General features: G+C 73.0%; 22 protein-coding genes. 5 read left to right on the top strand and 17 right to left on the bottom strand.

Going from position 1 to position 26,144, the window contains the following annotated elements; translation table 11 throughout:
- Positions 1–22: 22 nt before the first annotated feature.
- The 3 genes from ACFWN1_RS04615 to pdhA (ACFWN1_RS04605) are packed head-to-tail and all read right to left on the bottom strand — an operon-like array spanning position 23 to position 3,609.
- Complete coding sequence (locus ACFWN1_RS04615) at positions 23–1,429, bottom strand: dihydrolipoamide acetyltransferase family protein (RefSeq protein WP_384358139.1); 1,407 nt, start codon at positions 1,427–1,429, stop codon at positions 23–25.
- Between the two features lie 10 nt (positions 1,430–1,439).
- Positions 1,440–2,417, bottom strand: coding sequence for an alpha-ketoacid dehydrogenase subunit beta (locus ACFWN1_RS04610; protein ID WP_384358137.1), 978 nt, complete (start codon positions 2,415–2,417; stop codon positions 1,440–1,442).
- Position 2,418: 1 nt separating this feature from the next.
- Positions 2,419–3,609, bottom strand: coding sequence for a pyruvate dehydrogenase (acetyl-transferring) E1 component subunit alpha (gene pdhA, locus ACFWN1_RS04605; RefSeq protein ID WP_384358135.1), 1,191 nt, complete (start codon positions 3,607–3,609; stop codon positions 2,419–2,421).
- Between the two features lie 493 nt (positions 3,610–4,102).
- On the opposite strand from pdhA (ACFWN1_RS04605), the gene ACFWN1_RS04600 reads away from it, so the two are divergent.
- Positions 4,103–5,146: a phosphotransferase gene (locus ACFWN1_RS04600; RefSeq protein WP_384358133.1), complete on the top strand. Its 1,044-nt coding sequence runs from the start codon at positions 4,103–4,105 to the stop codon at positions 5,144–5,146.
- A gap of 119 nt (positions 5,147–5,265) precedes the next feature.
- Here ACFWN1_RS04600 and ACFWN1_RS04595 read toward each other — a convergent pair whose 3' ends face one another.
- Positions 5,266–6,936, bottom strand: coding sequence for a protein kinase (locus ACFWN1_RS04595; RefSeq protein WP_384358131.1), 1,671 nt, complete (start codon positions 6,934–6,936; stop codon positions 5,266–5,268).
- A 358-nt stretch (positions 6,937–7,294) separates the two neighbouring features.
- On the opposite strand from ACFWN1_RS04595, the gene ACFWN1_RS04590 reads away from it, so the two are divergent.
- Complete coding sequence (locus ACFWN1_RS04590; protein WP_384358129.1) at positions 7,295–8,893, top strand: protein kinase; 1,599 nt, start codon at positions 7,295–7,297, stop codon at positions 8,891–8,893.
- A gap of 64 nt (positions 8,894–8,957) precedes the next feature.
- Here the strand turns inward: ACFWN1_RS04590 and ACFWN1_RS04585 are convergent, their stop codons facing one another.
- A complete protein-coding gene (locus tag ACFWN1_RS04585) occupies positions 8,958–9,497 on the bottom strand; it encodes a bacterial proteasome activator family protein (RefSeq protein ID WP_384358127.1) in 540 nt (179 codons plus the stop codon).
- Between the two features lie 183 nt (positions 9,498–9,680).
- Here ACFWN1_RS04585 and ACFWN1_RS04580 point away from each other — a divergent pair, with 183 nt between their 5' ends.
- Positions 9,681–10,226, top strand: coding sequence for a hypothetical protein (locus ACFWN1_RS04580; RefSeq protein ID WP_384358125.1), 546 nt, complete (start codon positions 9,681–9,683; stop codon positions 10,224–10,226).
- Positions 10,227–10,270: 44 nt separating this feature from the next.
- Here ACFWN1_RS04580 and ACFWN1_RS04575 read toward each other — a convergent pair whose 3' ends face one another.
- The 7 genes from ACFWN1_RS04575 to pdhA (ACFWN1_RS04545) all read right to left on the bottom strand — a co-directional run bounded on the left by ACFWN1_RS04575 (position 10,271) and on the right by pdhA (ACFWN1_RS04545) (position 18,310).
- Entirely contained in the window at positions 10,271–11,251 is a 981-nt protein-coding gene (locus ACFWN1_RS04575; RefSeq protein WP_384358123.1) for an NAD(P)H-quinone oxidoreductase, read from the bottom strand.
- A 46-nt stretch (positions 11,252–11,297) separates the two neighbouring features.
- Positions 11,298–12,395 (bottom strand): potassium channel family protein, encoded by a 1,098-nt coding sequence (locus ACFWN1_RS04570; RefSeq protein WP_384358121.1) that lies wholly within the window; start codon positions 12,393–12,395, stop codon positions 11,298–11,300.
- Positions 12,392–13,795 carry a molybdopterin molybdotransferase MoeA gene (locus tag ACFWN1_RS04565; RefSeq protein ID WP_384358119.1) on the bottom strand — a complete coding sequence of 468 codons (1,404 nt, stop codon included), beginning with the start codon at positions 13,793–13,795 and terminating at the stop codon, positions 12,392–12,394. The genes ACFWN1_RS04570 and ACFWN1_RS04565 overlap by 4 nt, the downstream gene beginning before the upstream one ends.
- Positions 13,792–14,727, bottom strand: coding sequence for an NTP transferase domain-containing protein (locus tag ACFWN1_RS04560; protein WP_384358117.1), 936 nt, complete (start codon positions 14,725–14,727; stop codon positions 13,792–13,794). Before ACFWN1_RS04560 ends, ACFWN1_RS04565 begins: the two co-directional genes overlap by 4 nt.
- Positions 14,728–14,808: 81 nt before the next feature.
- Positions 14,809–16,164 (bottom strand): dihydrolipoamide acetyltransferase family protein, encoded by a 1,356-nt coding sequence (locus ACFWN1_RS04555; RefSeq protein ID WP_384358115.1) that lies wholly within the window; start codon positions 16,162–16,164, stop codon positions 14,809–14,811.
- Positions 16,164–17,168, bottom strand: a complete 1,005-nt coding sequence (locus ACFWN1_RS04550; RefSeq protein ID WP_384358113.1) for an alpha-ketoacid dehydrogenase subunit beta — start codon at positions 17,166–17,168, stop codon at positions 16,164–16,166. The genes ACFWN1_RS04555 and ACFWN1_RS04550 overlap by 1 nt, the downstream gene beginning before the upstream one ends.
- Positions 17,165–18,310, bottom strand: a complete 1,146-nt coding sequence (gene pdhA / locus ACFWN1_RS04545) for a pyruvate dehydrogenase (acetyl-transferring) E1 component subunit alpha (protein WP_384358111.1) — start codon at positions 18,308–18,310, stop codon at positions 17,165–17,167. The genes ACFWN1_RS04550 and pdhA (ACFWN1_RS04545) overlap by 4 nt, the downstream gene beginning before the upstream one ends.
- Before the next feature lie 175 nt (positions 18,311–18,485).
- On the opposite strand from pdhA (ACFWN1_RS04545), the gene ACFWN1_RS04540 reads away from it, so the two are divergent.
- Complete coding sequence (locus ACFWN1_RS04540) at positions 18,486–18,986, top strand: Lrp/AsnC family transcriptional regulator (protein WP_384358109.1); 501 nt, start codon at positions 18,486–18,488, stop codon at positions 18,984–18,986.
- Between the two features lie 16 nt (positions 18,987–19,002).
- On the opposite strand, the gene ACFWN1_RS04535 is transcribed toward ACFWN1_RS04540, so the two are convergent.
- On the bottom strand, positions 19,003–19,590 hold the full coding sequence (locus ACFWN1_RS04535) for a TetR/AcrR family transcriptional regulator (RefSeq protein WP_384358107.1): 588 nt from the start codon (positions 19,588–19,590) through the stop codon (positions 19,003–19,005).
- The gene (locus tag ACFWN1_RS04530; RefSeq protein ID WP_384358105.1) at positions 19,587–21,101 is read right to left on the bottom strand and encodes a 3-hydroxyacyl-CoA dehydrogenase; all 1,515 of its coding nucleotides are present in this window, start codon (positions 21,099–21,101) and stop codon (positions 19,587–19,589) included. The genes ACFWN1_RS04535 and ACFWN1_RS04530 overlap by 4 nt, the downstream gene beginning before the upstream one ends.
- A gap of 212 nt (positions 21,102–21,313) precedes the next feature.
- Here ACFWN1_RS04530 and paaN point away from each other — a divergent pair, with 212 nt between their 5' ends.
- Positions 21,314–23,005, top strand: coding sequence for a phenylacetic acid degradation protein PaaN (gene paaN / locus ACFWN1_RS04525; protein ID WP_384358103.1), 1,692 nt, complete (start codon positions 21,314–21,316; stop codon positions 23,003–23,005).
- A 9-nt stretch (positions 23,006–23,014) separates the two neighbouring features.
- Here paaN and ACFWN1_RS04520 read toward each other — a convergent pair whose 3' ends face one another.
- The 3 genes from ACFWN1_RS04520 to ACFWN1_RS04510 are packed head-to-tail and all read right to left on the bottom strand — an operon-like array spanning position 23,015 to position 25,910.
- Positions 23,015–23,755 (bottom strand): TrmH family RNA methyltransferase, encoded by a 741-nt coding sequence (locus ACFWN1_RS04520; protein ID WP_384358101.1) that lies wholly within the window; start codon positions 23,753–23,755, stop codon positions 23,015–23,017.
- On the bottom strand, positions 23,752–24,966 hold the full coding sequence (locus tag ACFWN1_RS04515; RefSeq protein ID WP_384358099.1) for an HTTM domain-containing protein: 1,215 nt from the start codon (positions 24,964–24,966) through the stop codon (positions 23,752–23,754). The genes ACFWN1_RS04520 and ACFWN1_RS04515 overlap by 4 nt, the downstream gene beginning before the upstream one ends.
- Entirely contained in the window at positions 24,963–25,910 is a 948-nt protein-coding gene (locus tag ACFWN1_RS04510) for a DUF5819 family protein (RefSeq protein ID WP_384358097.1), read from the bottom strand. Before ACFWN1_RS04510 ends, ACFWN1_RS04515 begins: the two co-directional genes overlap by 4 nt.
- Positions 25,911–26,144: the final 234 nt, after the last annotated feature.

Raw genomic sequence — 26,144 nt, 5'->3', positions numbered from 1 at the left:
TTCCACAGTTCGAAAGGGCGCACTACGCCCAGGAGATCAACCGCTTCGGCTGCTCCAGAATTGCCGCGACATCCGCCAGCACCTTGGAGCCGAGTTCGCCGTCGACCAGGCGGTGGTCGAAGCTGAGGGCGAGAGTGGTCACCTGGCGGGGCTTGACCTTGCCCTTGTGGACCCACGGCTGGAGCTTGATCGCGCCGACGGCGAGGATCGCGGACTCACCGGGATTCAGGATCGGCGTACCGGTGTCGACGCCGAAGACGCCGACGTTGGTGATGGTCACCGTGCCGCCCTGCATCGCCGCCGGGGAGGTCTTGCCCTCGCGGGCCGTGCTCACCAGCTCGCCCAGCGCCGCGGAGAGCTGCGGGAGCGTCCTGTCCTGCGCGTCCTTGATGTTCGGGACGATCAGCCCGCGCGGGGTCGCCGCCGCGATGCCCAGGTTGACGTAGTGCTTGAGCACGATCTCCTGGGCGGCCTCGTCCCAGGACGCGTTGACCTCGGGGTTGCGCTTGATGGCGACCAGCAGGGCCTTGGCGATCAGCAGCAGCGGGTTCACCCGCAGCCCCTGGAACTCCTTGTCCTGCTTCAGCTCCTCGACCAGCTTCATCGTCCGCGTCACGTCCACCGTCACGAACTCCGTGACATGCGGCGCCGTGAACGCCGAGCCGATCATCGCCTGCGCGGTCGCCTTGCGGACGCCCTTGACCGGGATACGGGTCTCCCGGGCGGAGTCGTACACCGGCGCCGCCACCGACACCGCGGGCGCGGGCGCGGGTGGGGCGACCGGGGCCGGGGCTTCCACCACGGGCCGCGCCTGCGCCGGGGCCACCGCCGCGTGCACGTCCTCGCGGGTGATGATGCCGTCCGGCCGGGACGGGATGACCAGCGCCAGGTCGACGCCCAGGTCCTTGGCCAGCTTGCGCACCGGCGGCTTGGCCAGCGGGCGCTCCCTCACCGGAGCGGGGGCGGGAGCGGCCGCGCCGTGTCCGTTCAGCTCGGCCTGCACCGCCTGCGCGATGGCGGCCACCGGCGCCTCGGAACCCTTGCGGGGCCGCCGCTTGGTGGAGGAGACGGCCACGCCGTACCCCACCAGCACCGGCGTACGGCCCTGCGGCTCGGCCTCTTCGACGGCGGGAGCGGGGGCGGCCGGCGCCGGCTCGGGGGCGGCCCCGCCCGACACGTCCACCGCGATGATCGCCGTACCCACGTCGACCGTCGTGCCCTCGGTGAAGCGCAGCTCGCGCACCACCCCGTCGTAGGGGATGGGGAGTTCGACGGCCGCCTTGGCGGTCTCGACCTCGCACACCACCTGGCCGTCGGTGACCGTGTCCCCGACCTGCACGTACCACTTCAGGATCTCTGCCTCGGTGAGCCCCTCGCCCACGTCCGGCATCTTGAACTCGCGCACGGAAGCTTCCGTCATCGTCGTCACGAAACCTTCCTCAGTACGCAAGGGCGCGGTCGACGGCGTCGAGCACCCGGTCCAGGCCCGGCAGATACTCGTCCTCCAGGCGGGCCGGCGGGTACGGGGCGTGATAGCCGCCGACCCGGAGCACCGGCGCCTCCAGGTGGTAGAAGCACCGCTCGGTGATCCGGGCGGCGATCTCCGCGCCGGAGCCGAGGAACACCGGCGCCTCGTGGACGACCACCAGACGGCGGGTCTTCTCGACCGAGGTCTGGATGGTGTCGAAGTCCAGCGGGGAGACCGAGCGGAGGTCGAGGACCTCCACGGACCTGCCCTCCTCGGCGGCCGCGTCGGCCACCTGCTGACAGAGCTTGACCATAGGCCCGTAAGCGGCCAGCGTCAGGTCGGTGCCCTCGCGGACCACGCTCGCCCTGTGCAGCGGGCCGGGGATCAGCTCGGGGTCGACCTCGCCCTTGTCCCAGTAGCGCCGCTTGGGCTCGAAGTAGATCACCGGGTCGTCGCTCTGGATGGCCTGCTGCATCATCCAGTAGGCGTCCGACGCGTTGGACGGGCTGACCACCTTCAGGCCGGCCACGTGCGCGAACAGCGCCTCCGGGGACTCGGAGTGGTGCTCGACCGCGCCGATGCCGCCGCCGTAGGGGATGCGGATGACGACGGGCATCTTGACCTTGCCCAGCGAGCGGGCGTGCATCTTCGCGAGCTGCGTGACGATCTGGTCGTACGCCGGGAAGACGAAGCCGTCGAACTGGATCTCCACCACCGGGCGGTAGCCGCGCAGCGCCAGGCCGATCGCGGTGCCGACGATGCCGGACTCGGCGAGCGGGGTGTCGATGACCCGCTCCTCGCCGAAGTCCTTCTGGAGGCCGTCGGTCACGCGGAAGACACCGCCGAGCTTGCCGACGTCCTCGCCCATGATCAGGACCTTGGGGTCCGTCTCCAGGGCGCGCCGCAGCGACTCGTTGATCGCCTTGGCCAGAGCCATCTTCTCGGCCATGTCAGTTGCCCCCTTCCGCGTCCGCGAACGACGCCTGGTAGGCGGCGAACTGGGCGCGCTCCTCGTCGACGAGCGCGTGCCCGTCCGCGTACACGTTCTCGAAGATGGCGAAGCGGTCCGGGTCCGGCATGGCGCGGACCGCTTCCCGCACTCGCTTGCCCAACGCCTCGGACTCGCTCTCCAGTTCCGCGAAGAATCCCTCGTCCGCGTGGTTTGCGGACTCCAGGTAGGCGCGCAGGCGCAGGATCGGGTCCTTCGCCTCCCAGGCGACGCGCTCGTCGTCGTGCCGGTAGCGCGTGGGGTCGTCGGAGGTGGTGTGGGCGCCCATCCGGTAGGTGAACGCCTCGACCAGGGTCGGGCCCTCGCCGTTGCGGGCGCGCTCCAGCGCCCAGCGGGTCACGGCGAGGCAGGCCAGCACGTCGTTGCCGTCGACCCGGACGCCGGGGAAGCCGAAGCCCTGGGCGCGCTGGTAGAGCGGGACGCGGGTCTGCTTCTCGGTGGGCTCGGAGATCGCCCACTGGTTGTTCTGGCAGAAGAACACGACCGGGGCGTTGTAGACCGCGGAGAAGGTGAACGATTCCGCGACGTCGCCCTGGCTGGACGCGCCGTCGCCGAAGTAGGCGATCACGGCCGAGTCCGCGCCGTCCTTGGCCACGCCCATCGCGTAGCCGGTGGCGTGCAGCGTCTGCGAGCCGATGACGATCGTGTACAGGTGGAAGTTGTTGCCGTTGGGGTCCCAGCCGCCGTTGTTCACACCCCGGAACATGCCGAGCAGGTTGGTCGGGTCGACCCCGCGGCACCAGGCGACGCCGTGCTCGCGGTAGGTCGGGAAGACGTAGTCGTCCTCGCGGGTGGCGCGGCCGGAGCCGATCTGCGCGGCCTCCTGGCCGAGCAGCGAGGCCCACAGGCCCAGCTCGCCCTGGCGCTGCAGGGCGGTCGCCTCGGCGTCGAAGCGGCGGGTGAGCACCATGTCGCGGTACAGGCCGCGCAGCTCATCGGCGGTGATCCCGGCGACGTAGGCGTCGAACTCGGCGTTCTTGACCCGCTCGCCCTCCGGCGTCAGCAGCTGCACCAGCTCCGGCTCGGTGCCCTGCTTCGCGGTGCTGCGGGTGCTGCGCCTGGTGCCGGCGGTGCCGGCCTTGCCTGCGGCGCTGCGTCGCGGCTTGCGCGCGGCACTGCTCTCCACGGTCACGTGTGCTCCTCCGTCGTTCCGGCCCACGGGGTTGCCGGTGAGCCTGGGTTCCCCCTTGCTCGGTCGGAGCCGGGGGGAGCGGCCACCTCTTCTCGACCACCGGGCACGGGGTGGGTGCCGCTCGGCCGGGAACAGGCGTGACAGGTGCCCCGGCGAGCGCCTGCGGCTTTCAACGTTACCCAGTGCTCCACATTTCTGTGAAACCCCACCTGACCTGCGATTTTGCTTGGATTTCCAAGTAAATCGACCTGGTCCGGAAGTTCGCTGGTCACAGCCTTGCAGGAGGCCGGAGCAACGGCACGTTATCTCGCGCACCCAGCTCAAAGGAAGAGTCCCGGCGCGTCACCGGGGGCCGGCGGGGATTTCTTCCGCGCACCTCGCGAATCGCGCCGGGAAGTCCACTGCGGCACTGCGGGTGACCGAATGCGACCACCGACGACTGCCTGTGACAATCCCCAGCTCACGGGGGCTTTTCGTGCCCTAGCATCGGCGCGTGCAGCGCCTTCGTGTACCACCCGTCGTGCCCCACGCGCCCCCGCTCGGCACCTTGTTACCCCTGTACGGAGCCGGTACGGCCCTCGCCTGCGAACCGGTCGACCAGGGGCTGCTCAACCGTGGCTACCGGGTGCGCACCACGCGGGGCCGCTACTTCCTCAAGCACCATTTCGACCCCGACACCGCCGACCCCGACGCCATCGAGCGCCGTCATCTGGCCACGCAGCGGCTCGCCGAGGTCGGAGTGCCGGCCGTCCCGCCGCTCACCCACCGCGAGGGCCGTACGGTCGCGGTGGTCGGCGGGCACGCGTACGCCCTGCACCCCTGGATCGACGGGGGGCATCTGCACGGCGGCCAGCTCACCCGCTCCGAGAGCGCGCGCCTGGGCGCGCTGCTGGGCGCCGTGCACGCCTGCCTGGAGGCCGTGATGCCGCCCAAGGGGCGCACCCGCCCGGCCACGAGCCCGCACCCGGTGGAGAGCGCCGACCCGGCCGACACCTTCGCCCTCATCGACGACCTGCTCGGCCATGTCCACCGCCACCGGCCGGCCGACACCTTCGACGACCTGGCCCGGCACCGCCTGCTGGAACGCCGGTCCCTGCTGGAACAGCACACCCACCGGCGTCCGCCGCGCGGCGGCCCGGTCGGCTGGGTGCACGGCGACTTCCACCCGTTCAACCTGCTCTACCGGGGCGGCACCCCCGCCGCCATCGTCGACTGGGACCGCCTCGGGGTGCAGCCCCGCGCCGAGGAGGCCGTACGCGCCGCCGCGATCTTCTTCGTCCGGCCCGCGGGCATGCTGGACCTGCCCAAGGCGCGGGCATACGCGCGGGCGTACCGGCGCGCGGCCCGCGCCACTCCCGCGGAGCTGGCGGCGGCCGTGCACCGGGTGTGGTGGGAGCGCCTGAACGACTTCTGGATGCTGCGCTGGCACTACGAGCGCGGTGACACCCGCGCCGACTGCCAGTTCCCGGCCGCCTCCGCGCTCGCGGTGTGGTGGACCCGGGAGTACGAGGCGGTGTGCGACGCCTTCACGAGCTGAGCGGCGTCGGCGTGTTCAGTCCCCGTGTTCAGCCGGCGTGTTCAGTCCCCGTGTTTCAGTCGGCGTGTTCAGCCGGCGAGCCCGTCCGGGCCCGTTCCCGGGGCCGGCGATGTCGGCATTCAAGTGCCGTTCTGGCCGCCCGCGTCCGCACCGGCCGCCGCGCCGGCGTCCGCGCCGCCGGCGCCGGCCGTGGTGCCCTGGTCGGTACCGCCCGCGTCGCCCGTGCCTGCCGTGGTGCCCTCGTCCGTACCGGTGCCCCCGGCCGCTTCGCCCGTGGCGGGCGGCGAGGTCTGCGGTTCGGTCGGCGGCTGGCTGGTCTGCTGGTCGGTCGGGTCGTCCGACGGCTTGGTCGTGCCGGGGTCGGTCGGCCGCTGGGACGGGGTGTGCTCCGAGCCGCCGTTGCTCCAGCCCGAGCCGCCGCCCTGCGTGGCCGGGTCGTCCGTCGGCTCCTTGGTGGTGTCGTCGGAGGGCGTCTTGGACGGCTGGTCGTTCTTCTGCGTCTGCGAGTGGCTCGGGGACGGCTTGTCGCTGGGCGTGGCGTCGCCGCCGGTGTTGTTCAGCGCGAGCGCGACACCGGCCACGACCGCCACCACCGCGAGCGCGGCAAGCACCCAGAGCCTGCCCTTGCCGCTGCCCCGGTTGCCGTGCCCCTCGAAGCCGCCGTCGTCGCCCTGCCCGTAGCCGCCGGGCAGGATCGGCTGCGGGATCTGCGTGGTGCCGCCGCCGTACCCGCCGCCTCCGTACCCGCCGCCGCCGGACTGCGGCATCACGGTGGTGCCTGCGTAGCCGCCGGGTGGGGTCAGCGCGCCCGTGACCGCGTCCACCGGGCCGGTGTTCCAGGTGCCGGAGTGGGCGCCCTGTTCGTACAGCATCTGCAGGCCGTACTGGATCAGGCCGCGCATCTCCTCGGCCGTCTGGAAGCGGTCGTCGGGCTCCTTGGCGAGCGAGCGCATGACCAGGCCGTCCAGCTCGGGCGGGCAGCCGGCGGTGACCTGCGAGGGCGGCACCGGCATGTCCTGGACGTGCTGGTAGACCACCGACAGCGGGGTCTCACCGGTGAACGGGGGCCGAAGCGCGAGAAGTTCGTACAGCAGGCAGCCGGTGGCGTACAGGTCGGAGCGGTGGTCGACGGCCTTGCCGAGGGCCTGCTCGGGGGACAGGTACTGCGGGGTGCCCATGACCATGCCGGTCTGGGTCATCGTCGTGGAGGCGCCGTGCAGGGCGCGGGCGATGCCGAAGTCCATCACCTTGACCGCGCCGTTGTCGGTGATGATGACGTTGGCGGGCTTGATGTCGCGGTGCACGATGCCGTGCTGGTGCGAGTAGGCGAGCGCGTCCAGGACGCCGGAGACGATGATCAGGGCCTGCTCGGGGCCCGGCGCGTCCGCGTCGACCAGCAGCTCACGGATGGTGCGGCCCTCGACCAGCTCCATCACGATGTACGGCACGGCCTGGCCGGCCACCTGGTCCTCGCCGGAGTCGTACACGGCGACGATCGAGTGGTGGTTGAGCCCGGCCACCGACTGGGCCTCGCGTGTGAAGCGGGCCTTGGAGGTGGGGTCCTCGGCGAGATCGGCACGCAGCAGCTTGACCGCTACCGTGCGGCCCAGCCGGACGTCCTCGGCCGCGAACACCTCGGCCATGCCGCCCCGGCCGAGCCGGTGGGTGAGCCGGTAGCGGCCGTCGCCGACGAGCCCGCCGTTGCCCCAGTTCTCCGGCGCCTCCGCCATGCCGCCGCCGGCCATCGCCTCGGGGTCGGACGGGCCTTGGGCGCCGTGCGTCTGTGCCATCGGTCCTCGCCGTCGTTTCTGCCCGCGGTGCGCGGTGTTGATACGGACTCCGTCGGCCACGCTACAGCCTCGCCGGTGGCCGCCGGTCCCGATCCGGCACCGGGACGGGCCCAGGACGGACCGGCCATGAAACCCGCAGCACAGGCCCCCGTGCAAATTCCGTGCACCGGTCGTACGCCTGCTGTAACGCTTGCGCGACGCTTCTTTCGCTTACGGTCACGGAACGGGCACCGGGCTTGACGTGTCCGTGCCCTGGGGCAGACTTGGCCGGGAATGACACATTCGATCAAGGCGTGTGCACCGCGGCACATCTGCCGGTCGATGACGGCTCCGACGGGCCAGTGGGGGACACGGAACGATGAGCCAGGACGGCGCACAGGGCGGCCGCTACCCGGGGCGGGCACTGGCCGGTGGCCGCTACCAGCTCCACGACCTGCTCGGCGAGGGCGGCATGGCCTCCGTGCACCTGGCCTACGACTCGGTCCTGGACCGCCAGGTGGCCGTCAAGACCCTGCACACCGAGCTGGGCCGGGAGCAGGCGTTCCGCGAGCGGTTCCGCCGCGAGGCCCAGGCCGTGGCCAAGCTCACGCACACCAACATCGTCTCCGTCTTCGACACGGGCGAGGACGAAGCGGACGGCATGCCCTACATCGTCATGGAGTACGTGGAGGGCCGCCCGCTCGGCTCCGTGCTGGCCGACGACGTGCGGCAGTCCGGCGCGATGCCCGCCGACAAGGCCCTGAAGATCACCGCGGATGTGCTGGCCGCCCTGGAGATCAGCCACGAGAAGGGACTGGTCCACCGGGACATCAAGCCCGGCAACGTGATGACCACCCGGCGCGGGGTGGTCAAGGTGATGGACTTCGGCATCGCGCGGGCCATGCAGTCCGGGGTCACCTCGATGACGCAGACCGGCATGGTCGTCGGCACCCCGCAGTACCTCTCCCCCGAGCAGGCCCTCGGCCGGGGCGTGGACGCCCGCTCCGACCTGTACTCGGTCGGCATCATGCTGTTCCAGCTGGTCACCGGCCGGCTGCCGTTCGACGCGGACTCCCCGCTGGCCATCGCCTACGCGCACGTCCAGGAGGAGCCGGTCGCGCCCTCCTCGATCAACCGCGCGCTGCCCCCGGCGGTGGACGCCCTGGTGGCCCGCGCGCTGAAGAAGAACCCGAACGAACGCTTCCCCACCGCCGAGGCGATGCGCGAGGAGTGCCTGCGAGTGGCCGCCTCGCTCCAGCAGGCGGCACCAAGCATCGTGCCGGGCGCGGGTCCGGCGCGGAGCGGCTCGGGCGTCGGCTCGGCGGTGTTCCCGCCGGTGGACCAAACAGCCCCGTGGCCGCACCCCGGCCAGGTCCAGCAGCCTTACCAGCCGAACCCCTACGGCACGCCGCCCCCGTCCTACGGCTACCCGCAGAGGGGCGGCTACCCGACACCCCCGGCGTACGGGCAGCAGCCGGCGCCGGCCTACGGTGCCCAGCCGCCGACCGCGGTGCCCTCCCCGGGCGGCGGCGGCCGAAGCGGCAGGCCGGTGCTCATCGGCTCGGTCGCGGTGGCCGCGGTGCTGATCGCCGGGCTGCTGATCGCACTGGGCATGGACGACGAGGACGACACCGCCAAGGGCGGCGGCACCCCCAGCGCCTCCACGTCCTCGCACGCCTCCGGCTACCGGGGCCCGGACATCTCCCGGACCATCGACCCCACCGAGTGCACCGAGCCGCAGGAGTCCTACGACGACGAGAAGAAGGTCCGGCTGCCCGACTTCCGGTACAAGAACATCGACTCCGTGAAGGCGTGCTTCCAGGCCGCGAGCTGGCGGTACACGGTGAAGAAGGAAGACAACAACACCTGGGGCGACGGCACGGTCCTCGACCAGTTCCCCGCCCCGGGCACCGACGTCGACCCGAAGAACGCGGGCGAGGTCTCGCTGAGCGTCTCCACCGGCGAGCCACCGCAGTAGGCGGGTACGGGAAGGGCCCGGCGGACTGTCTGACTGTCCCCGCCGGGCCTTTCCCCTGTGGGCCCTAGAGGTACGGCCCGCCCGAGCGGCCGCCGGTGTGCTGCTCCTCGGCGCCCTCGGGGACCGCCCCCGGCGGCAGCGCGCGGCGCATCTGCTCCAACTGGGCGCGCGCGGCCATCTGCTGGGCGAACAGCGTGGTCTGGATGCCGTGGAACAGGCCCTCCAGCCAGCCCACCAGCTGGGCCTGGGCGATCCGCAGCTCGGCGTCGCTCGGGATCGCGTCGTCCGTGAAGGGCAGCGACAGCCGCTCCAGCTCCGCCACCAGCTCCGGCGCGAGGCCGTCCTCCAACTCCTTGACCGAGCTGGCGTGGATCTCCTTCAGCCGCACCCGGCTCGCCTCGTCCAGAGGAGCGGCGCGCACCTCCTCCAGCAGCTGCTTGATCATGCTGCCGATCCGCATGACCTTCGCCGGCTGCTCCACCTGCTCCGTCACCGGAACCTCGCGGGAGCCCTCGTCCGTGCCACCACCGACCGCCATCCCGTCCTGACCCACGACCAGGATCGGGGGGTTCTCGGGCGACCGTTCGTTCCTCGGCATCTCCATGCCGTCATTCTCTCGCACCCGCCCACCCCGTCACCGGGCAACCCCCGCACGCCCGGCGAGCGGGGACTCCGGCCGGGCGGCCCCTGACGGCCCAACCGGAAATGCCCCTCCCGCCCCGGGATGTGAGGCTGGATTTCCGCTCTCCCCCGGCGCTTCACCGGCATTCCTCCGGAGGTCACCGACGTGACTCCACGGCTACGACTCACGCTCCGCCTCGTACGGATGCTGCTCGTCCTGGCGACGACGGCCCCCGTGTGCGGCCCCACGGCCGCGTACGGCGTGGAGAGCGCCCCGCCGGGTTCACCGGCGCCCACGGGCCGCTCCTCCGCCCCCGCCGTGCGGGCCCGGAACGCCGCCGACACCGCCTCGCCATCCCCGACCGTCTCCAAGCCCGCGCGGGCCGGGAGCCGGGCCGGGGAAGGGCGGCTGCGGCCGGGCCGGGCCGCAGCACCGGACCCGGAGGAGCAGGCCCAGGACCCGGAGGGCAGCGGGACGCCCACCACCCCGGCGGCCGCCTACCCGGAGGAGCCGGAGACCGCCGACAGCCCCGCCGCACCCACCCCGACCGCGTCGGCGGCCACCGTGCCGGCCTCGCGGCCCGCCGCCGTTCGGCAGGGGGAGGGCACCTCGGCACGGGCGCCGCGGTTCCTCCCCCTGGGCAGCGGACTGGTCCTGCTCGGCCTGGGACTCGCCCTGGCCCTGGTCGGCCTGCGCATCCGCCGCACCTGACCGGCGCGGCGGGACCGGGGAGAGGCGGTGCTACGGGGTCGGCGTCACGGGGCGACCAGCAGCACCTTGCCGATGTGGCCGCTGCCCTCCACCACCCGGTGCCCCTCCGCCGCGTCCGTCATCGGCAGCTCCCGGTCGACCACCGGACGGACGACACCCGACGCGATCAACGGCCATACGTGCTCGCGCACGGCCGCCACGATCGCCGCCTTCTCGCTCAGTGGGCGGGCCCTGAGCGAGGTGGCGCTGACCGCGCCGCGCTTGCCCAGCAGCAGGCCGATGTTCAGCTCGCCCTTGACGCCGCCCTGCATCCCGATGATCATCAGGCGCCCGTTGACGGCCAAGGTCTCCACGTTGCGGTCCAGGTACTTGGCGCCCATGTTGTCGAGGATGACATCGGCACCGGCGCCTTCCGTGGCCCGCTCGATCTCGGCGACGAAGTCCTGGTCGCGGTAGTTGACCAGGATGTCCGCGCCCAGCTCGGCGCAGAAGTCGAGCTTCTCCTTCGTCCCGGCGGTCACCGCCACCCGCGCGCCTACGGCCTTGGCCAGCTGGATCGCCATGGTGCCGATACCGCTGGAGCCGCCGTGCACGAGCAGCAGTTCGCCGGGCCGGAGGTGGGCCAGCATGAAGACGTTGGACCACACCGTGCAGGCCACCTCGGGCAGCGCGGCCGCCAGCTTCAGGTCGATGCCCTCGGGCACCCGCAGCAGTTGCCCGGCCGGCAGGACGACCTTCTGCGCGTAGCCACCGCCCGAGAGCAGCGCGCACACCTCGTCGCCCACGGACCAGCCGGAGACACCGGGGCCGAGCGCGGCGATCCGGCCGGAACACTCCAGACCGGGGTACGCGGAGGCGCCGGGCGGCGGGTCGTAGTGGCCCTGACGCTGCATGATGTCGGCGCGGTTGACGGCGGTGGCCACCACCTCGACCAGCACCTCGCCCTCACCGGGTACCGGATCGGGCACCTCGGTCCAGGTCAGGTTCTCGGGCCCGCCAGGTTCGGAAATCGTGATCGCGTGCATGTCCGCGACGCTACTCCCCGGCCGGCCCGCGGTCCCGGTGGCCCGCTCAGTCGCCCGGCAGTGGACGCGCGTGCGGGGCGACCTGCGCGGTGGGACTGACCCGGACGATGGTGATCAGCCGGTCGGTCAGCTGCAGCTCGCCCACGGCCGGATCGTCGTAACCGAGCACCCGATGGCCGCGTACGACGCTGACCACCAGGTCCTCCGTGTCGCGCGGCCTGCGGCCCACCTCGGCGCGGACCACCGGACGGTCCACGATGTCCAGGCCGCTGCCCTGCTGGATCAGATCCTCCATCACCATGCCGGCGGCGGGGCTGAGCACGGACAGCCCGAGCAGCCGGCCCGCCGCTCCGGAGCTGGTGATGACCGCGTCGGCGCCGGACTGCTTGAGGAGCGGGGCGTTCTCCTCCTCGCGGACGGAGGCCACGATCTTGGCGCTCCGGTTGAGCTGGCGAGCCGTCAGGGCGACCAGCACGGCGGTGTCGTCGCGCTGCGGAGCGATGATGATCTGCCGCGCCTTGTGCACCTCCGCGCGCCGCAGCACCTCGCTGCGGGTCGCGTCGCCGGTGACGCCCGCGTAGCCCTCGGCGGTGGCCGCCTCGATCGCCTTGGAACTGGGGTCGACCACGACGACCTGTTCCTTCTTCAGCCCGGTCGTGCAGACGGTCTGGATCGCCGACCGCCCCTTCGTGCCGAAGCCGATGACCACGGTGTGGTCGTGCAAGGTGGACCTCCAGCGGTTGAGCCGCCATTCCTCACGGGTGCGCTCGGTGAGCACCTCCAGCGTGGTGCCGACCAGGATGATCAGGAAGAGCACGCGCAGCGGGGTGACGACGAGGATGTTGACGAGCCGGGCGCTGTCGCTGACCGGGGTGATGTCGCCGTACCCGGTGGTGGAGAGGGTGACCGTCGCGTAGTAGAACGCGTCGAGCAGATCGACGGGGCCGTCGGAGTTGTCGTTGTAGCCGCCCCGGTCCGCGTAGACGACGAACGCGGTGGCGACCAGCACCAGCAGCGCCATGGCCAGACGTTTGGTGACCTGGCGGATGGGGCGCTCCACCGCCTTCCTCGGAAGCCTCACGCGAGAGGGCACCAGTTGTTCGCCGGCCTGGCGGGCTATGGCGTCATGGCCCGGAAGTTTCACGTGAAACACACTCCGATTCCGGCCGTGGTCCACGGCAGGTCCAGCAGTTCCAGGCCGGCGCCCTGCTGGGCCCCGCCCGGCGGGACGACGGCCAGTGCCTCGGCGGCGGCGATCCCGCGCAGCATGGCGGGGCCGCTGTAGTGCAGCGGTACGGCCCGCTCGCCGCGCAGCACCACGGGGACGAGCCGGGTGTCGTGCGGATGCCCCTGCACCGCTTCCCTGAGCGGCGTCTCGTACGGCTCGGCCGCCGGGTGGGCGGCCAGCGTCCGCAGCAGGGGCTCGGCGAGCGTGACCAGTCCGGAGACGGCCGCGAGCGGGTTCCCGGGCAGCCCGACGAGGTGCTGGTCAGCCTTGGTACGGGCCAGCAGCATGGGATGGCCGGGGCGCACCGCTACGCCGTCGACGAGGAGTTCGGCGCCGATCCGGTCCAGCGTGGGGTGGACATGGTCGACGGGTCCGGCGGCGGTGCCCCCGGTGGTGACGATCAGGTCGGCCCGGGAGGCGGTGATGGCCTCGCGCAGCGCCTTGGCGTCGTCACCGAGCCTGCGGACGGCGATGACCTCGGCGCCCAGCGCCCGCAGCCAGGGCGCCAGCATGGGGCCGAGCGCGTCCCGGATCAGCCCGTCGTGCGGCAGTCCCTCGGTGAGGAGTTCGTCGCCGAGCACCAGGACCTCGGCGCGCGGGCGGGGGACGACAGTGACGGTGTCGTACCCGGCCGCGGCGGCGAGCCCAAGCACGGCCGGGGTGATCAGGGTGCCGGTGGGCAGCAACTGGTCGCCACGGCGGCACTCCTGGCCGCGCGGGCGGATGTCCTGGCCGTGGCTCGTCTCCTGAGTCGCGTGCAGCCGGTCCTGGGGGCCGGTGCGGCCGTGCTCGCCGCGCAGGACGGCGGTGACTCCGGTGGGGACGCGGGCGCCGGTGGCGATCCGGACCGCCTCGCCGTCGGTGAGCGGCTCGGGGGGCGTGTGTCCGGCGAGCACACCGCCGTCGCGGAGCCGCCAGGGTCCCGGTCCGGCGACGGCCCAGCCGTCCATCGCGGAGGTGTCGAAGGAGGGCAGGTCACCGAGCGCGTCCAGGGGCGCGGCGAGGACCAGCCCGAGGGCGTCGCCGAGAGCGACGGAGAGGTCGGGGCGCCGCTTCGCCGCGCGGGCGGCGCGGGCGGCGATCTCGCGGGCCCTGGGCCAGGGGGTGGCGCCCGCGTGGTGGTGCGGGTGCGGGTGCGGCTGCTCGGAGCGGCCGTGCGCGTGCCCCTCCCGCCCGGACGGGTCCGCCCGGCCGGTCCGGTCCGTCGGGTCCGTCCGGTCGGCTCCGGGCTCGCGGACGAGGGCCAGGGCTTCTTCTACGTCGAGGTCGTCACCGTTTCCGGCGTACGGCCCGGAATGGGTGCCGGAGGGCGTCATCCGGCGTCCGGGGCGGACTCGCCCCCGCTGTGCTCGGCCTCCCAGCGGATGGCCAGGTCGGCGACCTTGCCGGCCGCCTCGGCGATGGACTCGGCGTCCCCCTTGCCCTGAGCGGCGGCGTAGCCGATGAGGAAGGTGGTGAGCGGGGCGGCGGGACGGGCCACACCGTGGGCCACGTCGCGGGCGGCGTCGAGGAGGACGCGGGTGTCGACGTCGAGGTCGATGCCCAGCTCGTTCTTGACTGCGGTGATCCATTCGTTCAGCACGTGCCCATGCTCCCTGATCCGCGCTCGGGCGCGGGCGATGTCGTCCCAGGTGTCGCAGTCGAAGGAGGCGAGCGGATCGGTGATCCGGGTCAGCCTCAGGGCGGCGGTCAGCCGCCGCAGGGGCAGACCGGTCAGCCGGCCGTGCTCGGCGGCGAGGTCCGCGAGGGCGCGGCGCAGGGCAGCGGTGCGGTACGCGGCCACGAGCGGCTGGTCGCGGCCGTCCTCGTCGGTGAGCAGCGCCCCGTCGGCACCGCTGTCCCGCAGGGCGGCCAGCAGCAGGTGCAGGGTGTCGGCGCCGAGGAACGGCAGGTCGGCCGAGAGCACCACCGCGTGCTCGGCGGAGGTCAGCCGCAGTCCCGCGTCGAGCGCGGCCACGGGTCCGCCGCCGGACGGCTCCTCCCGCGCCCAGCGCACCGGCCGGACCGTGGACCGGGGGGCGGCGACGACGACGGCGGTGGCGGCGTCGGCGCAGGCGTCCAGCACCCGGTCGAGCAGCGCCCGGCCGCCGATCTGGACACCGGGCTTGTCGGCCCCGCCGAGCCGGCGCGCACCGCCTCCGGCCAGCACGACGGCGTCGTAGGCGATGCCCGTCGCCGGTGCCGTGCCAGGCCCGCTGGACTCGGGGGATTCAGCCGGAAGGGGGCCGGCCGGGGCGTTGTCGGTCACCCTTCGAGTATGGCCGGTGCTCCCGCCGGGGCGGACGACGCCCGTGCTCCGGGCCGCCTGGGGAGCGGCCCGGAACCGGGATCACAGCGTGCGCAGCAGCACGGCCGGCTGTTCGACGCAGTCCGCCACGTACCGGAGGAAGCCGCCCGCCGTGCCGCCGTCGCAGACCCGGTGGTCGAAGGTGAGCGAGAGCTGCACGACCTGGCGCACGGCCAGCTCGCCCTCGTGCACCCAGGGTTTGGGGACTATGCGGCCGACGCCGAGCATGGCCGCCTCGGGGTGGTTGACGATCGGGGTGGAGCCGTCGACCCCGAAGACGCCGTAGTTGTTCAGCGTGAACGTGCCACCGGTGAGTTCACCCGGTGTCAGCCGTCCGGCGCGGGCGGCTTCGGTGAGCCGGGCGAACTCGGCGGTCAGCGACTCGGCGTCCCGCGTGTGGGCGTCCCGCACGACCGGCACCACCAGCCCGCGTTCCGTCTGCGCGGCGAATCCCAGGTGCACGGCGGGGAGTTGGACGATCTCGCGGGCCTCGGTGTCGACGTAGGAGTTCAGCTCCGGGAACCGGGCGAGCGCTGCGGCGCAGATGCGGGCGAGCAGCGCGACCAGGGAGATCTTCGGGCCGCCGGCGGCGTTCATCGCGGCCCGCGCGCGCAGGAGTTCGGTCGCGTCGGTGTCGACCCAGCAGGTGGCGTCCGGGATCTCCCGGCGGCTGCGGCTCAGCTTCTCGGCGACGGCCCCGCGCACGCCCTTGAGGGGGATGCGGGCGCCTTCGGGGCGGTCGGCCGGGGCGGGGGTCGCTGCGGGCGCTGCGGCTTCGGCGCGCAGGGCCGCCTCGACGTCCACGCGCAGGACGAGGCCGTCCGGGCCGCTGCCCCGCAGGGTGCGCAGGTCCACGCCATTGTCGCGGGCGAGCTTGCGGACCAGGGGGGAGATGACGGGGACGGGGCCCCGGGGCGCGGGCGCGGTCTCCGGCTCGGGTGTGGGCACGACTGCGGGCGGGGGAGCGGCAGGTGCGGTGCCGTTGGCCGCGGTGACCTGCGCGCGCACCCGGCGCCGGCGGCGGGCGGGGGCCTGGGTGCCGTAGCCGACCAGGACGTTTCCGGAGCCCTCGGCCTGGGCGGCGAGGGCGGGGCCGGTGTCGTCCGGGCCGGTGCGGGCCGGGCCTGTATGGTCCGGGCCTGTATGGTCCGGGGAGCCGACCGCGACGGTGATCAGCGGTGCGCCCACGGGCAGTTCGGTGCCCTCCTCTCCATAGCGGGCGGTGACCACGCCGCCGTAGGGGCAGGGCACCTCCACCATCGCCTTGGCCGTCTCGACCTCCACGACCGGCTGGTCGACGGCCACCACGTCACCGACGGCCACCAGCCAGCGCACGATCTCCGCCTCGGTGAGCCCCTCGCCGAGGTCGGGCAGCTTGAACTCCAGTACCTGTGCCATCAGTTGTCCGCCTCCCACTGCAGACGGGCCACCGCGTCCAGCACGCGGTCCACGCCGGGCAGGTGGTGCCGCTCCAGCATCGGCGGCGGGTAGGGCAGGTCGAACCCGGCCACGCGCAGCACCGGCGCCTCCAGCCGGTGGAAGCAGCGCTCGGTGATCCGGGCCGCGATCTCGCCGCCCGGCCCGCCGAACCCGGTGGACTCGTGCACGACGACCGCGCGTCCGGTGCGCCGGACGGAGGCGCAGACCGTCTCATCGTCGAAGGGCACCAGCGAGCGCAGGTCGACGACCTCCAGGTCCCAGCCCTCCGCGCGGGCGGCCTCGGCGGCCTCCATGCACACCGGCAGGGACGGCCCGTAGGTGATCAGGGTGGCGCTGGTGCCGGGGCGGCGGATCACCGCGCGCCCGATGGGCTCGACCTCGGTGGGGTGGTCGGCGTTCCAGGAGTCCTTGGACCAGTAGAGCCGCTTGGGCTCCAGGAACACCACGGGGTCGTCGGAGGCGATGGCCTGCCGCAGCAGCCCGTAGGCGTCGGCGACGGTGGCCGGGGTGACGACATGCAGGCCGGGGGTGGCCATGTAGTACGCCTCGGAGGAGTCGCTGTGGTGCTCGACGCCGCCGATGCCGCCGCCGTAGGGGACGCGCACCGTGACCGGCAGGGGCATGCGGCCCCGGGTGCGGTTGCGCATCCGGGAGACATGGCTGATGAGCTGCTCGAACGCCGGGTAGGCGAACGCGTCGAACTGCATCTCCACCACGGGCCTGAGGCCGTACATCGCCATGCCCACGGCGGCGCCGAGGATGCCCGCCTCGGCCAGCGGGGTGTCCGTGCAGCGGTCCTCGCCGAACTCGGCGGCGAGCCCGTCGGTGACCCGGAAGACACCGCCGAGGGCACCGACGTCCTCGCCCATGACATGGACGGACGGGTCGGCGGCCATCGCGTCGCGCATCGCGCGGGTGAGGGCCTGCGCCATGGTGGCGGGCTTGACGGCGACGGTGGTCATCGCGGGTCGCCTTCCTGCTCGTCCTGCTCGGCGGCCAGCTCGGTCCGGAGCAGCGCGCGCTGTTCACGCAACTGCGGAGTGGGCTCGGCGTACACGTGGTCGAAGAGGTCCATCGGGTCGAGCCGGGGGTCCCGGTTCATGCGTTCCCGCAGGTCGGCGGCCATCGCCTCGGCGTCCTGCCGAACCGCTTCGATGGAGGCCTCGTCGAGCAGTCCGCGCGCGGTCAGCTCGCGCTCCAGGAGCTGGACGGGGTCGTGCCGCCGCCAGGTCTCGACCTCGTCGTCCTCGCGGTAGCGGGTCGCGTCGTCGGCGTTGGTATGGGCCTCCACACGGTAGGTCACCGCCTCGACCAGGGTCGGGCCCCCGCCCGCGCGGGCGTGCCGTACCGCGTCGCCGAGCACCTCGTGCACCGCGACCGCGTCGTTGCCGTCGACCAGGCGGCCCGGCATGCCGTACCCGACCGCTTTGTGGGCGAGGGAGGGCGCGGCGGTCTGCTTGGCGAGCGGGACGGAGATGGCGAAGCCGTTGTTCTGCACGAGGAAGACCACCGGGGCCTGCCAGACGGCGGCGAAGTTCAGCGCCTCGTGGAAGTCGCCCTCGCTGGTGCCGCCGTCGCCGACCATGGCGAGCGCGACCACGTCGTCCCCCTTGAGCCGCGCGGCGTGCGCGAGGCCCACGGCGTGCGGCAACTGGGTGGCGAGCGGGGTGCTGAGCGGGGCGACGCGGTGGGTGTGCGGGTCGTAGCCGTGGTGCCAGTCGCCGCGCAGCAGGGTGAGGGTCTCCACCGGGTCTACGCCGCGGGTGACGACGGCGAGGGTGTCGCGGTAGCTGGGGAAGAGCCAGTCACGCTCCTCCAGGGCCAGGGCGGCGGCGACCTCGCACGCCTCCTGGCCGGTGCTGGAGGGGTACACGGCGAGCCGGCCCTGCTTGGTGAGCGCGGTGGCCTGCGTGTTGTAGCGGCGGCCCCGGACCAGTTGGGCGTAGAGCCGGCGCAGCAGGTCCGGGTCGGCCTCGGCGGCCGTGTCGGTGCCGAGGACGCGATAGGGCTCGGCGTCGGGCAGCAGCGGCGCGGGGTCCGTGCGGGGCTGCCAGGCGGGCGGCGGCGATGGCCGGTAGGCACCCCGCTGCTCCATGACCGTCATGACGGCACCTCCTCGTGGGAGCGGCTACGAGAGGCGGGTCGGCTGTGACCCGCCTCACCTACCGATTGTTCGGTCGCCGACGCATTTTGGCTACTGGCCCCCTCAGGCTGTGGACAAACGGTTTTCCACAGCCTGGAATGAACGCAGGACGTCCACGGCGAGGAAGCGGGGGGACATGACACCTGAACAAATGGCCCAGGCACCGGAGCCGGATGGCGCACTGCCCCGGCCCCGCCCGCTGGACGCCATAGACCAGGACATCCTGAAGATCCTCCAGGCGGACGGCCGCGCCTCCATACGCTCGGTCGCCGAACGCGTCCACGTCTCCCGCGCCAACGCCTACGCCCGCATCAACCGGCTGGTCGAGGACGGGGTGATCCGGGGTTTCGGCGCCCGCGTCGACCACGAGCGGGCCGGGCACGGCACCTCGGCGTACATCACGCTGAACATCGTCCAGAACACCTGGCGCACGGTCCGCGAACAGCTGCGCCGCCTGCCCGGCGCATCCCACATGGCGCTGGTCGGCGGCGACTTCGACGTACTGCTGCTGGTGCACACGCCGGACAACCGGGCGCTGCGCGAGCTGGTGCTCACCCGGCTCCAGTCGATCCCCGAGGTGCTCGGTACCCGCACGCTGCTGGTGTTCGAGGAGGAGGATCTGGAGCCGGACGCGTGATCCCGGGCACTCGGGCTCATTCCTCGCGCAGTCCGGCGAAGACCAGCCGCACCACCGCGTCGGCCACCTCGCGCCCCCCGGCTCCGCCCGGCTCCGGCCGGTACCACTCCACGATGGAGTTGATCATCCCGAAGACCAGCCGGGTCGCCAGCCGTACCTCGACGTCCCCGCGCACGTCCCCGTCCTCGGCGGCCGCCCGCAGCAGCCCGGCCACCCGGTGGTCGAAGTCCCGGCGCCGCTCCAGCGCCCACCGCTCCGCCTCGGTGTTGCCCCGCACGCGCAGCAGCAGCGTCACATAGGGCAGCTCGGATATGAGCACCTCGACCATGCGCCGTACGACGTGCTCCAGCCGCTCCACCGGGCGCCCCACGCGCGCGTGCTCCTCGTCGAGGATGGCGAACAGCCCGTCCAGCGCCCGGCTGACGGCCCGGCGCAGCAGCTCTTCCTTGCCGCTGACATGGTGGTAGATCGAGGACTTCGAGATGCCCGCGGCTCTGGAGAGGTGCTCCATGGAGGTGCCGTCGTAGCCGCGCTCGTTGAACACCCCCACGGCGACCGAGAGCAAGCTCTCGGGGGTGTACGTGTCGCGCTTCGCGGTGGTCATGAGGTGCCCTCCCGCTTGTCGGTGGCGTACGCGTGGCGGTAGAGCGCGAGGGACGGCGCGTACCGGCCGGAGGGGTCGCGCAGATGCAAGTCGTCCAGCAGCTCGTACGCCCAGCTCCGGCCCAGCCCGCGGCTCCACTCGAAGGGCCCGAGGGGGTAGTTGACGCCCAGGCGCATCGCGGTGTCGATGTCCTCCTCGGTGGCCACGCCCTTGGCGACGGCGTCGTGCGCGAGATCGACGATCCGGGCCACCGTCCGGGCGACGATCATGCCGGGCACGTCACCGATGACGCTGACGTCCTTGCCGAGCGCCTGGAAGAGGCCGATCGCCTCGGCGAGGGTGCGCGCGGTGGTGTCCTGGGAGGCGGAGAGCGCGATCCGGGTGGCGGCGCGGTAGTCGAGGGCGAGGTCGAAGTAGACGACGTCCCGGAACTCCACGGCGGTCTGGCCGTCCGCGAGGACCAGCTGGCCGCCGCTCGGCAGGGCCAGCCGGCTGCCCTGGTCCTCGTCCTCCTCGTGGACGGTGATGCCCGCCGCGTGGATCAGCGGAAGCAGTCCGGCGGCCGGCCCGAGGTCGCCCTCGACGGTGACGTACGCGGGCGGCTGCTCCTTCTCGGCGGTGTGCGGCTCGGGGCGCTCGGCGTCCTCCGCGTAGTCGAACCAGCCCTGGCCGCTCTTGCGGCCGAGCCGGCCGGACTCCACCAGGCGGCGCTGGGCGAGCGAGGGCGTGAAGCGGACGTCCTGGAAGAAGGAGTTCCACACCGAGTGGGTGACGGATTCGTTGACGTCCTGCCCGATGAGGTCGGTCAGCTCGAAGGCGCCCATCCGGAAACCGCCGCTCTCACGCAGCACCGCGTCGATGGTGGCCGGGTCGGCGCCCTGGGCCTCCAGCACGGCGAACGCCTCGGCGTAGAAGGGCCGGGCGATGCGGTTCACGATGAAGCCGGGGGTGTCCGCGCAGGCCACCGGGGTCTTCCCCCAGGCGCGGACCGTCTCGTACGCGCGCGTGACGGACGTGACGTCGGTGGCGTGGCCGGAGACGACCTCCACCAGGGGCAGCAGCGGAGCCGGGTTGAAGAAGTGCAGGCCCAGAAAGCGGCCGGGAGAGGCGAGCGCGCCGCCGACGGCGGTCACCGACAGCGAGGAGGTGTTGGTGGCGAGCAGGCAGTCCTCTGAGACGACCCCCTCCAGCTCCCGGAACAGCTCCTGCTTGACGTCCAGCCGCTCCAGCACGGCTTCCACGACCAGCGCGCAGCCGGCCAGTTCGCCGAGGTGCCCGACGGGCGTGAGCCGGGCGCGCGCCGCGTCCCGTTCGTCCGCGCCGAGCCGGCCCTTGGCCACGAGCCGGTCGAGGCGGGCGCCGATGGCACCGGCGGCCTCCCGTGCCCGGCCGGGCACCGTGTCATGGAGCAGGACGGGGTGGCCGGCGGTCAGCGCGACCTGGGCGATGCCCTGGCCCATGGTTCCGGTGCCGACCACGGCCACGGGACCGCTGAGGTCGATAGCTGTCATGTGCGCGATCCTCCCGCACGACGTTGTCCACAGATGCGGCGGACCCCCTTGTCCCGACCGATCGTTCGGTTACTCTAGCCCTGACCGCCCGCAGCCCACCACCGTGCGGCGGAAGGCACCGCGAACCACGCCCGCCGCCACCCTGCCGTCTCTCCAAACGCCCAGGTCACGAGCTCGATGACGAGTTCACGCAGACGAGGAGTTGGTCCCGGATGACCGCCCGACCGACCGCACACGAGCTGATCGCCAAGCACCGGCCGACACTCGATCAGGCCCTTGAGACGATCCGCACCCGCGCGTACTGGTCCCCGCACCCCGAGCACCCCAAGGCGTACGGCGAGCACGGCAGCCTGGACGCGGGCGCGGGCAAGGACGCCTTCGACGCCCTCCTCGGCACCCGCCTCGACCTGGACCAGCCCGGCACGGACGACTGGGTGGGCGGCGAGATCTCGCCGTACGGCATCGAGCTGGGCGTGAGCTACCCGCACGCGGACCTCGACGTGCTGCTCCCCGCCATGCGCGCCGGGCAGGCCGCCTGGCGCGACGCGGGCGCGGAGACCCGCGCGGCGGTCTGTCTGGAGATCCTGAAACGGATCAGCGACCGGACGCACGAGTTCGCGCACGCGGTCATGCACACCAGCGGCCAGGCGTTCATGATGGCGTTCCAGGCCGGCGGCCCGCACGCCCAGGACCGCGGCCTGGAGGCGGTGGCATACGCGTACGCGGAGCAGACCCGCACCCCCGAAGCGGCGGAGTGGAGCAAGCCGCAGGGCAAGCGCGACCCGCTGACGCTGACCAAGAGCTTCACCCCGGTCCCGCGCGGCATCGCCCTGATGATCGGCTGCAACACCTTCCCGACCTGGAACGGCTATCCGGGTCTGTTCGCCTCCCTGGCGACCGGCAACGCCGTCCTGGTCAAGCCGCACCCGCGCGCGGTGCTGCCGCTCGCGCTCACCGTCCAGGTGGCCCGCGAGGTGCTGGCCGAGGCCGGGTTCGACCCGAATCTGGTCGCGCTGGCCGCCGAGCGGCCCGGCGAGGGCATCGCCAAGACGCTCGCCACCCGCCCCGAGATCCGGATCATCGACTACACCGGCTCCACGGAGTTCGGTGACTGGCTGGAGGCCAACGCGCGCCAGGCGCAGGTCTACACCGAGAAGGCCGGCGTCAACACGGTGATCGTGGAGTCCACCGACGACTACCAGGGCATGTTGTCCAACCTCGCCTTCTCGCTGTCCCTGTACAGCGGCCAGATGTGCACGACCCCGCAGAACCTGCTGATCCCGCGCGAGGGCATCAGCACGAACGAGGGCCACAAGTCCTTCGACGAGGTGACCACCGACCTGGCCCGCGCCGTCGACGGCCTCCTGGGGGACGACGCCCGCGCGAACGCCCTGCTGGGCGCCATCGTCAACCCGGACGTGAAGGCCCGGCTGGAGGCAGCCGCCGACCTCGGCGAAGTCGCCCTGGCCTCACGCGAGATCACCAACCCGGACTTCCCGGACGCGGTCGTGCGCACCCCCGTCATCGTGAAGCTGGACGGCAGCAAGCCGGACGCCGAGGCCGCCTACCTCAGCGAGTGCTTCGGCCCGGTGTCCTTCGCCGTGGCCGTCGACTCGGTCGCCGACGCGGTGGAGCTGCTGCGGCGCACGATCCGCGAGCAGGGCGCGATGACGGTCGGCGCCCACACCATCGACCCGGAGGTCGCGCGGGCCGTCGAGGAGGTCTGCTTCGATGAGCCCGCCCAGCTCTCCCTGAACCTGACCGGCGGGGTGTACGTCAACCAGACCGCCGCCTTCTCCGACTTCCACGGCTCCGGCGGCAACCCGGCGGCGAACGCGGCCCTCACCGACGGCGCCTACGTGGCCAACCGCTTCCGCGTGGTGGAGGTCCGCAGGCAGGCGTAGTCGCGCGGCTCAGGCGGTGCGCAGGCTCCAGTGGTACAGCGCCATGGCCACACTGGTGGCCAGGTTGTAGCTGGAGACCTGCGGCCGCATGGGCAGCGCCAGCAGCCGGTCGGCGCGGGCGCGCACGGGGGCCGAGAGCCCGCTGCGCTCCGAGCCGAACGCCAGCACGGCGTCGTCGGGCAGCTCGGCCCGCCGGATGTCCTCGCCCTCGGGATCGAGGGCGAACAGCGGCCCGGCGGGCAGCTCGTCGGCACCGAGGCGCTCCACCGCGGTGGCGAAGTGCAGCCCCGCACCGCCGCGCACGACGGTGGGGTGCCAGGGGTCCAGGGTGCCGGTGGTGACGACCCCAATGGCGCCGAAACCAGCGGCCAGCCGGATCACCGCGCCCGCGTTGCCGAGGTTGCGCGGCTCGTCCAGCACCACCACGGGCGCGGTGCGGGGCCGGTGGGCCAGCGTCCTGAGATTGGCCTCGCGGGACGGCCGTACGGCGAGCGCGGCCACGCCGGTGGGGTGCGGACGTGGCACCAGGGAGGCGTACACCGCCTTGGGCACCTCTGTCAGCAGGGCGTCCAGCATGTCCACGACGTCCCCGGCGAGTTCACCTGCGAGGGAGAGCGTGTCCGCGCGGTCGGTGGTGACCGCCACGGGCACCTCGGCCCCGAAACGCAGCGCGTGCTTGAGCGCGTGGAAGCCGTCCAGCAGCACGGCGTCCCCGGCGCGCTCGCGCCAGCGGTCCAGGGGGTCGGTCATGCCGTGAACCCTACGTTGCCCGCGGTGGCCTCCTCCGGGGCGCGGGGCGGCGGCACCCGGCCCGTACCGCCGCGCCGCAGCAGCCGGCCACGGGCGCGTGCGGCCCAGCCGCCGAGCAGCAGCAGGAAGGTGGTGGGCAGGAAGACCGCGTCCGCGGTGATCATCGCCAGGGAGAAGAAGGGCAGTCCGAGGACGACGGCGATCACCGCGTGCTCGGTCATCATCAGCACCAGCAGGACGTTCTTCACCCGTCGGTCGAACAGGGTGAAGGGGAAGGCGACCTGCACGATGACCGTCCCGTAGGTCACGATCATCATGAGAACGCCGCTGGCGGACATCAGGTCGGCGAGGGCGGGCCAGGGGGAGAAGTAGTCCAGGTGGAGCGGGTAGTAGACGGCGGTGCCGTCCTGCCAGCGCGAACCCTGGATCTTGTACCAGCCGGCCGTGGCGTAGATCAGGCACGCCTCCGCCATGATCACGACGAGACCGGCGTTGTGCAGCACATTGGCCAGCACGTCGAGCAGCATCCGGGGCTGCGGCGACCGCTCCCAGCGGCCCACGGCCCACCACAGGCCGAGTCCGGCCCACGCCGTCCAGAGCAGCGCGGGCACCAGCCAGCCGCCGCCGAGGCGGCCGGTCAGCGCGGCCGTGCCCAGCACCGCACCGGAGAGAGCCCAGAGCACCGGACCCACCCGGTCGGCGGGAACGCGCTCCCCACGCGCGCGTGCCGCCTCCGCGCGCTCCACCCGGCGCGCGTCCAGGGACCACACCTGGCCGCAGCGGGTGAGCACCAGGTAGAGGGACATCAGGTGCAGCACGTTGTCGCCGCCGTCCCCCATGAACACGCTGCGGTTCTGGAGCGACAGCACCCCGGCCATGAACAGCACGGCGGCGGTCCGGGTGCGCCAGCCGACCAGCAGTGCGGCGGCGGCCAGGATCGCCAGGAGGTAGCAGACCTCGAACCACAGCTGCCCGTCGGACCACATCAGCGCCGTGAAGGCGTGGTTGCCGGCGATCAGCTGACGGGCCAGGTTCCAGCTCCAGGGGCCGTCCGGGCCGTACAGCTCCTGGCGGTGCGGGAACTCGCGCAGCAGGAACAGCAGCCACGTCCCGGCGAACCCGATACGGATCACGGCCGTCTGGTACGGGCCGAGAGCGGAGCCGGTGACGCGTTCGACGCCGCGCGCGAAGGTCTCGGAGAGCCGGTTCATCGCGCACCCGCCTCGGTCTCGTCACCGGTCACCGTCCACCAGGGCAGCACCCGGAAGGCGGGGGCGGCGGACACCCTCTCCCGGCTCCACCGGGGCGGCGGCACATTGACGGTGCGGGAGCGCACCTGTACGCGCTGGATCGTCCCGGCGCCTTCGATCGCCCCGTCCCGCCGTAGGCGCAGCACCACTATCCGGCGCATGTACTGCTCGGAGAGCGCCCCGCGCACGCCCACGGGCCGGTTGTCCGTGCCGTGGGTGGTGCCGAGGAAGTCCCAGGCGCGGCGCAGCTCGTTCTGCTGGGTGTGGCTGGGCAGCAGGTTGCCGTCGATGGCGGCGCCGTCCTGCGCGGACAGGTCGGTCCAGCCGGTGGTGCGCAGGTCACCGCCCCCGGTCCGGACCTGGGCCCGCACCTGTACGGCGATGTTCTGCTGCAACGGGTTCGGCGCGAACAGCTTCCAGTTCTGCTCGAACTCCGGGTACACCCACGCCTCCACCTCCTTGCCGTGCCGCTTGGTCACGGTGTTCGAGGGGGCGAGGCTGAAGAACACCATCCCCAGGTGCGTCGCGGCGACGGCCGCCACGACCGCGAGCACGGCCCCCGCCACGACCCGATAGCGGGGCGACAGGGCAGCCAGTCCAGCGCGGGGCGCCGGTTCCGGTGCGGGGTCGGTGGGGTCGGCCGGGTCGGCCGGGCCGGGGGGTTCGGCCGGGCCGGGGGGTTCGGCCGGGCCGGGGGGTTCGGCCGGGCCGGGGGGTTCGGCCGGGCCGGGGGGTTCGGCCGGGCCGGGGGGTTCGGTCGCGCCGGGGGGTTCGGTCGCGCCGTCCCCGCCCGGCCCGCCGTCCTCGGGCGGTGCGCCGAGGCCGTCGTGGGCCCCCGCGCGACGCGCCCCGGCGGACCCGTCCGGCCCGTACGGGCCCTTCGAGTCCTCGTCGTACGCGTCCATTCCGCTCCGTCCCCCGCTTCCGCTCCGTCGACGACGCACCCGTCACAGGCGCTCTCTGGTCCTCGGGCGTCTCAGCTTGCACTTGGCACCCGCACGGAACGGTACTCAGCCCCACCCCTCCCGCGCAGCCCTGGGCCCTGGGCTTCGGTCATCGGTCCCCGGCCGCGCCGCCCGGTCCCGCTCGCCGGACATGCCCGGCACCGTGCGACGGGCCGCAGAGGTTTTCCACAGGTG

It is taken from the genome of Streptomyces sp. NPDC058459 (genome assembly GCF_042721685.1).
In the GTDB taxonomy this organism is placed as follows: domain Bacteria; phylum Actinomycetota; class Actinomycetes; order Streptomycetales; family Streptomycetaceae; genus Streptomyces.
This window is presented reverse-complemented; position numbering and strand designations above follow the sequence as displayed.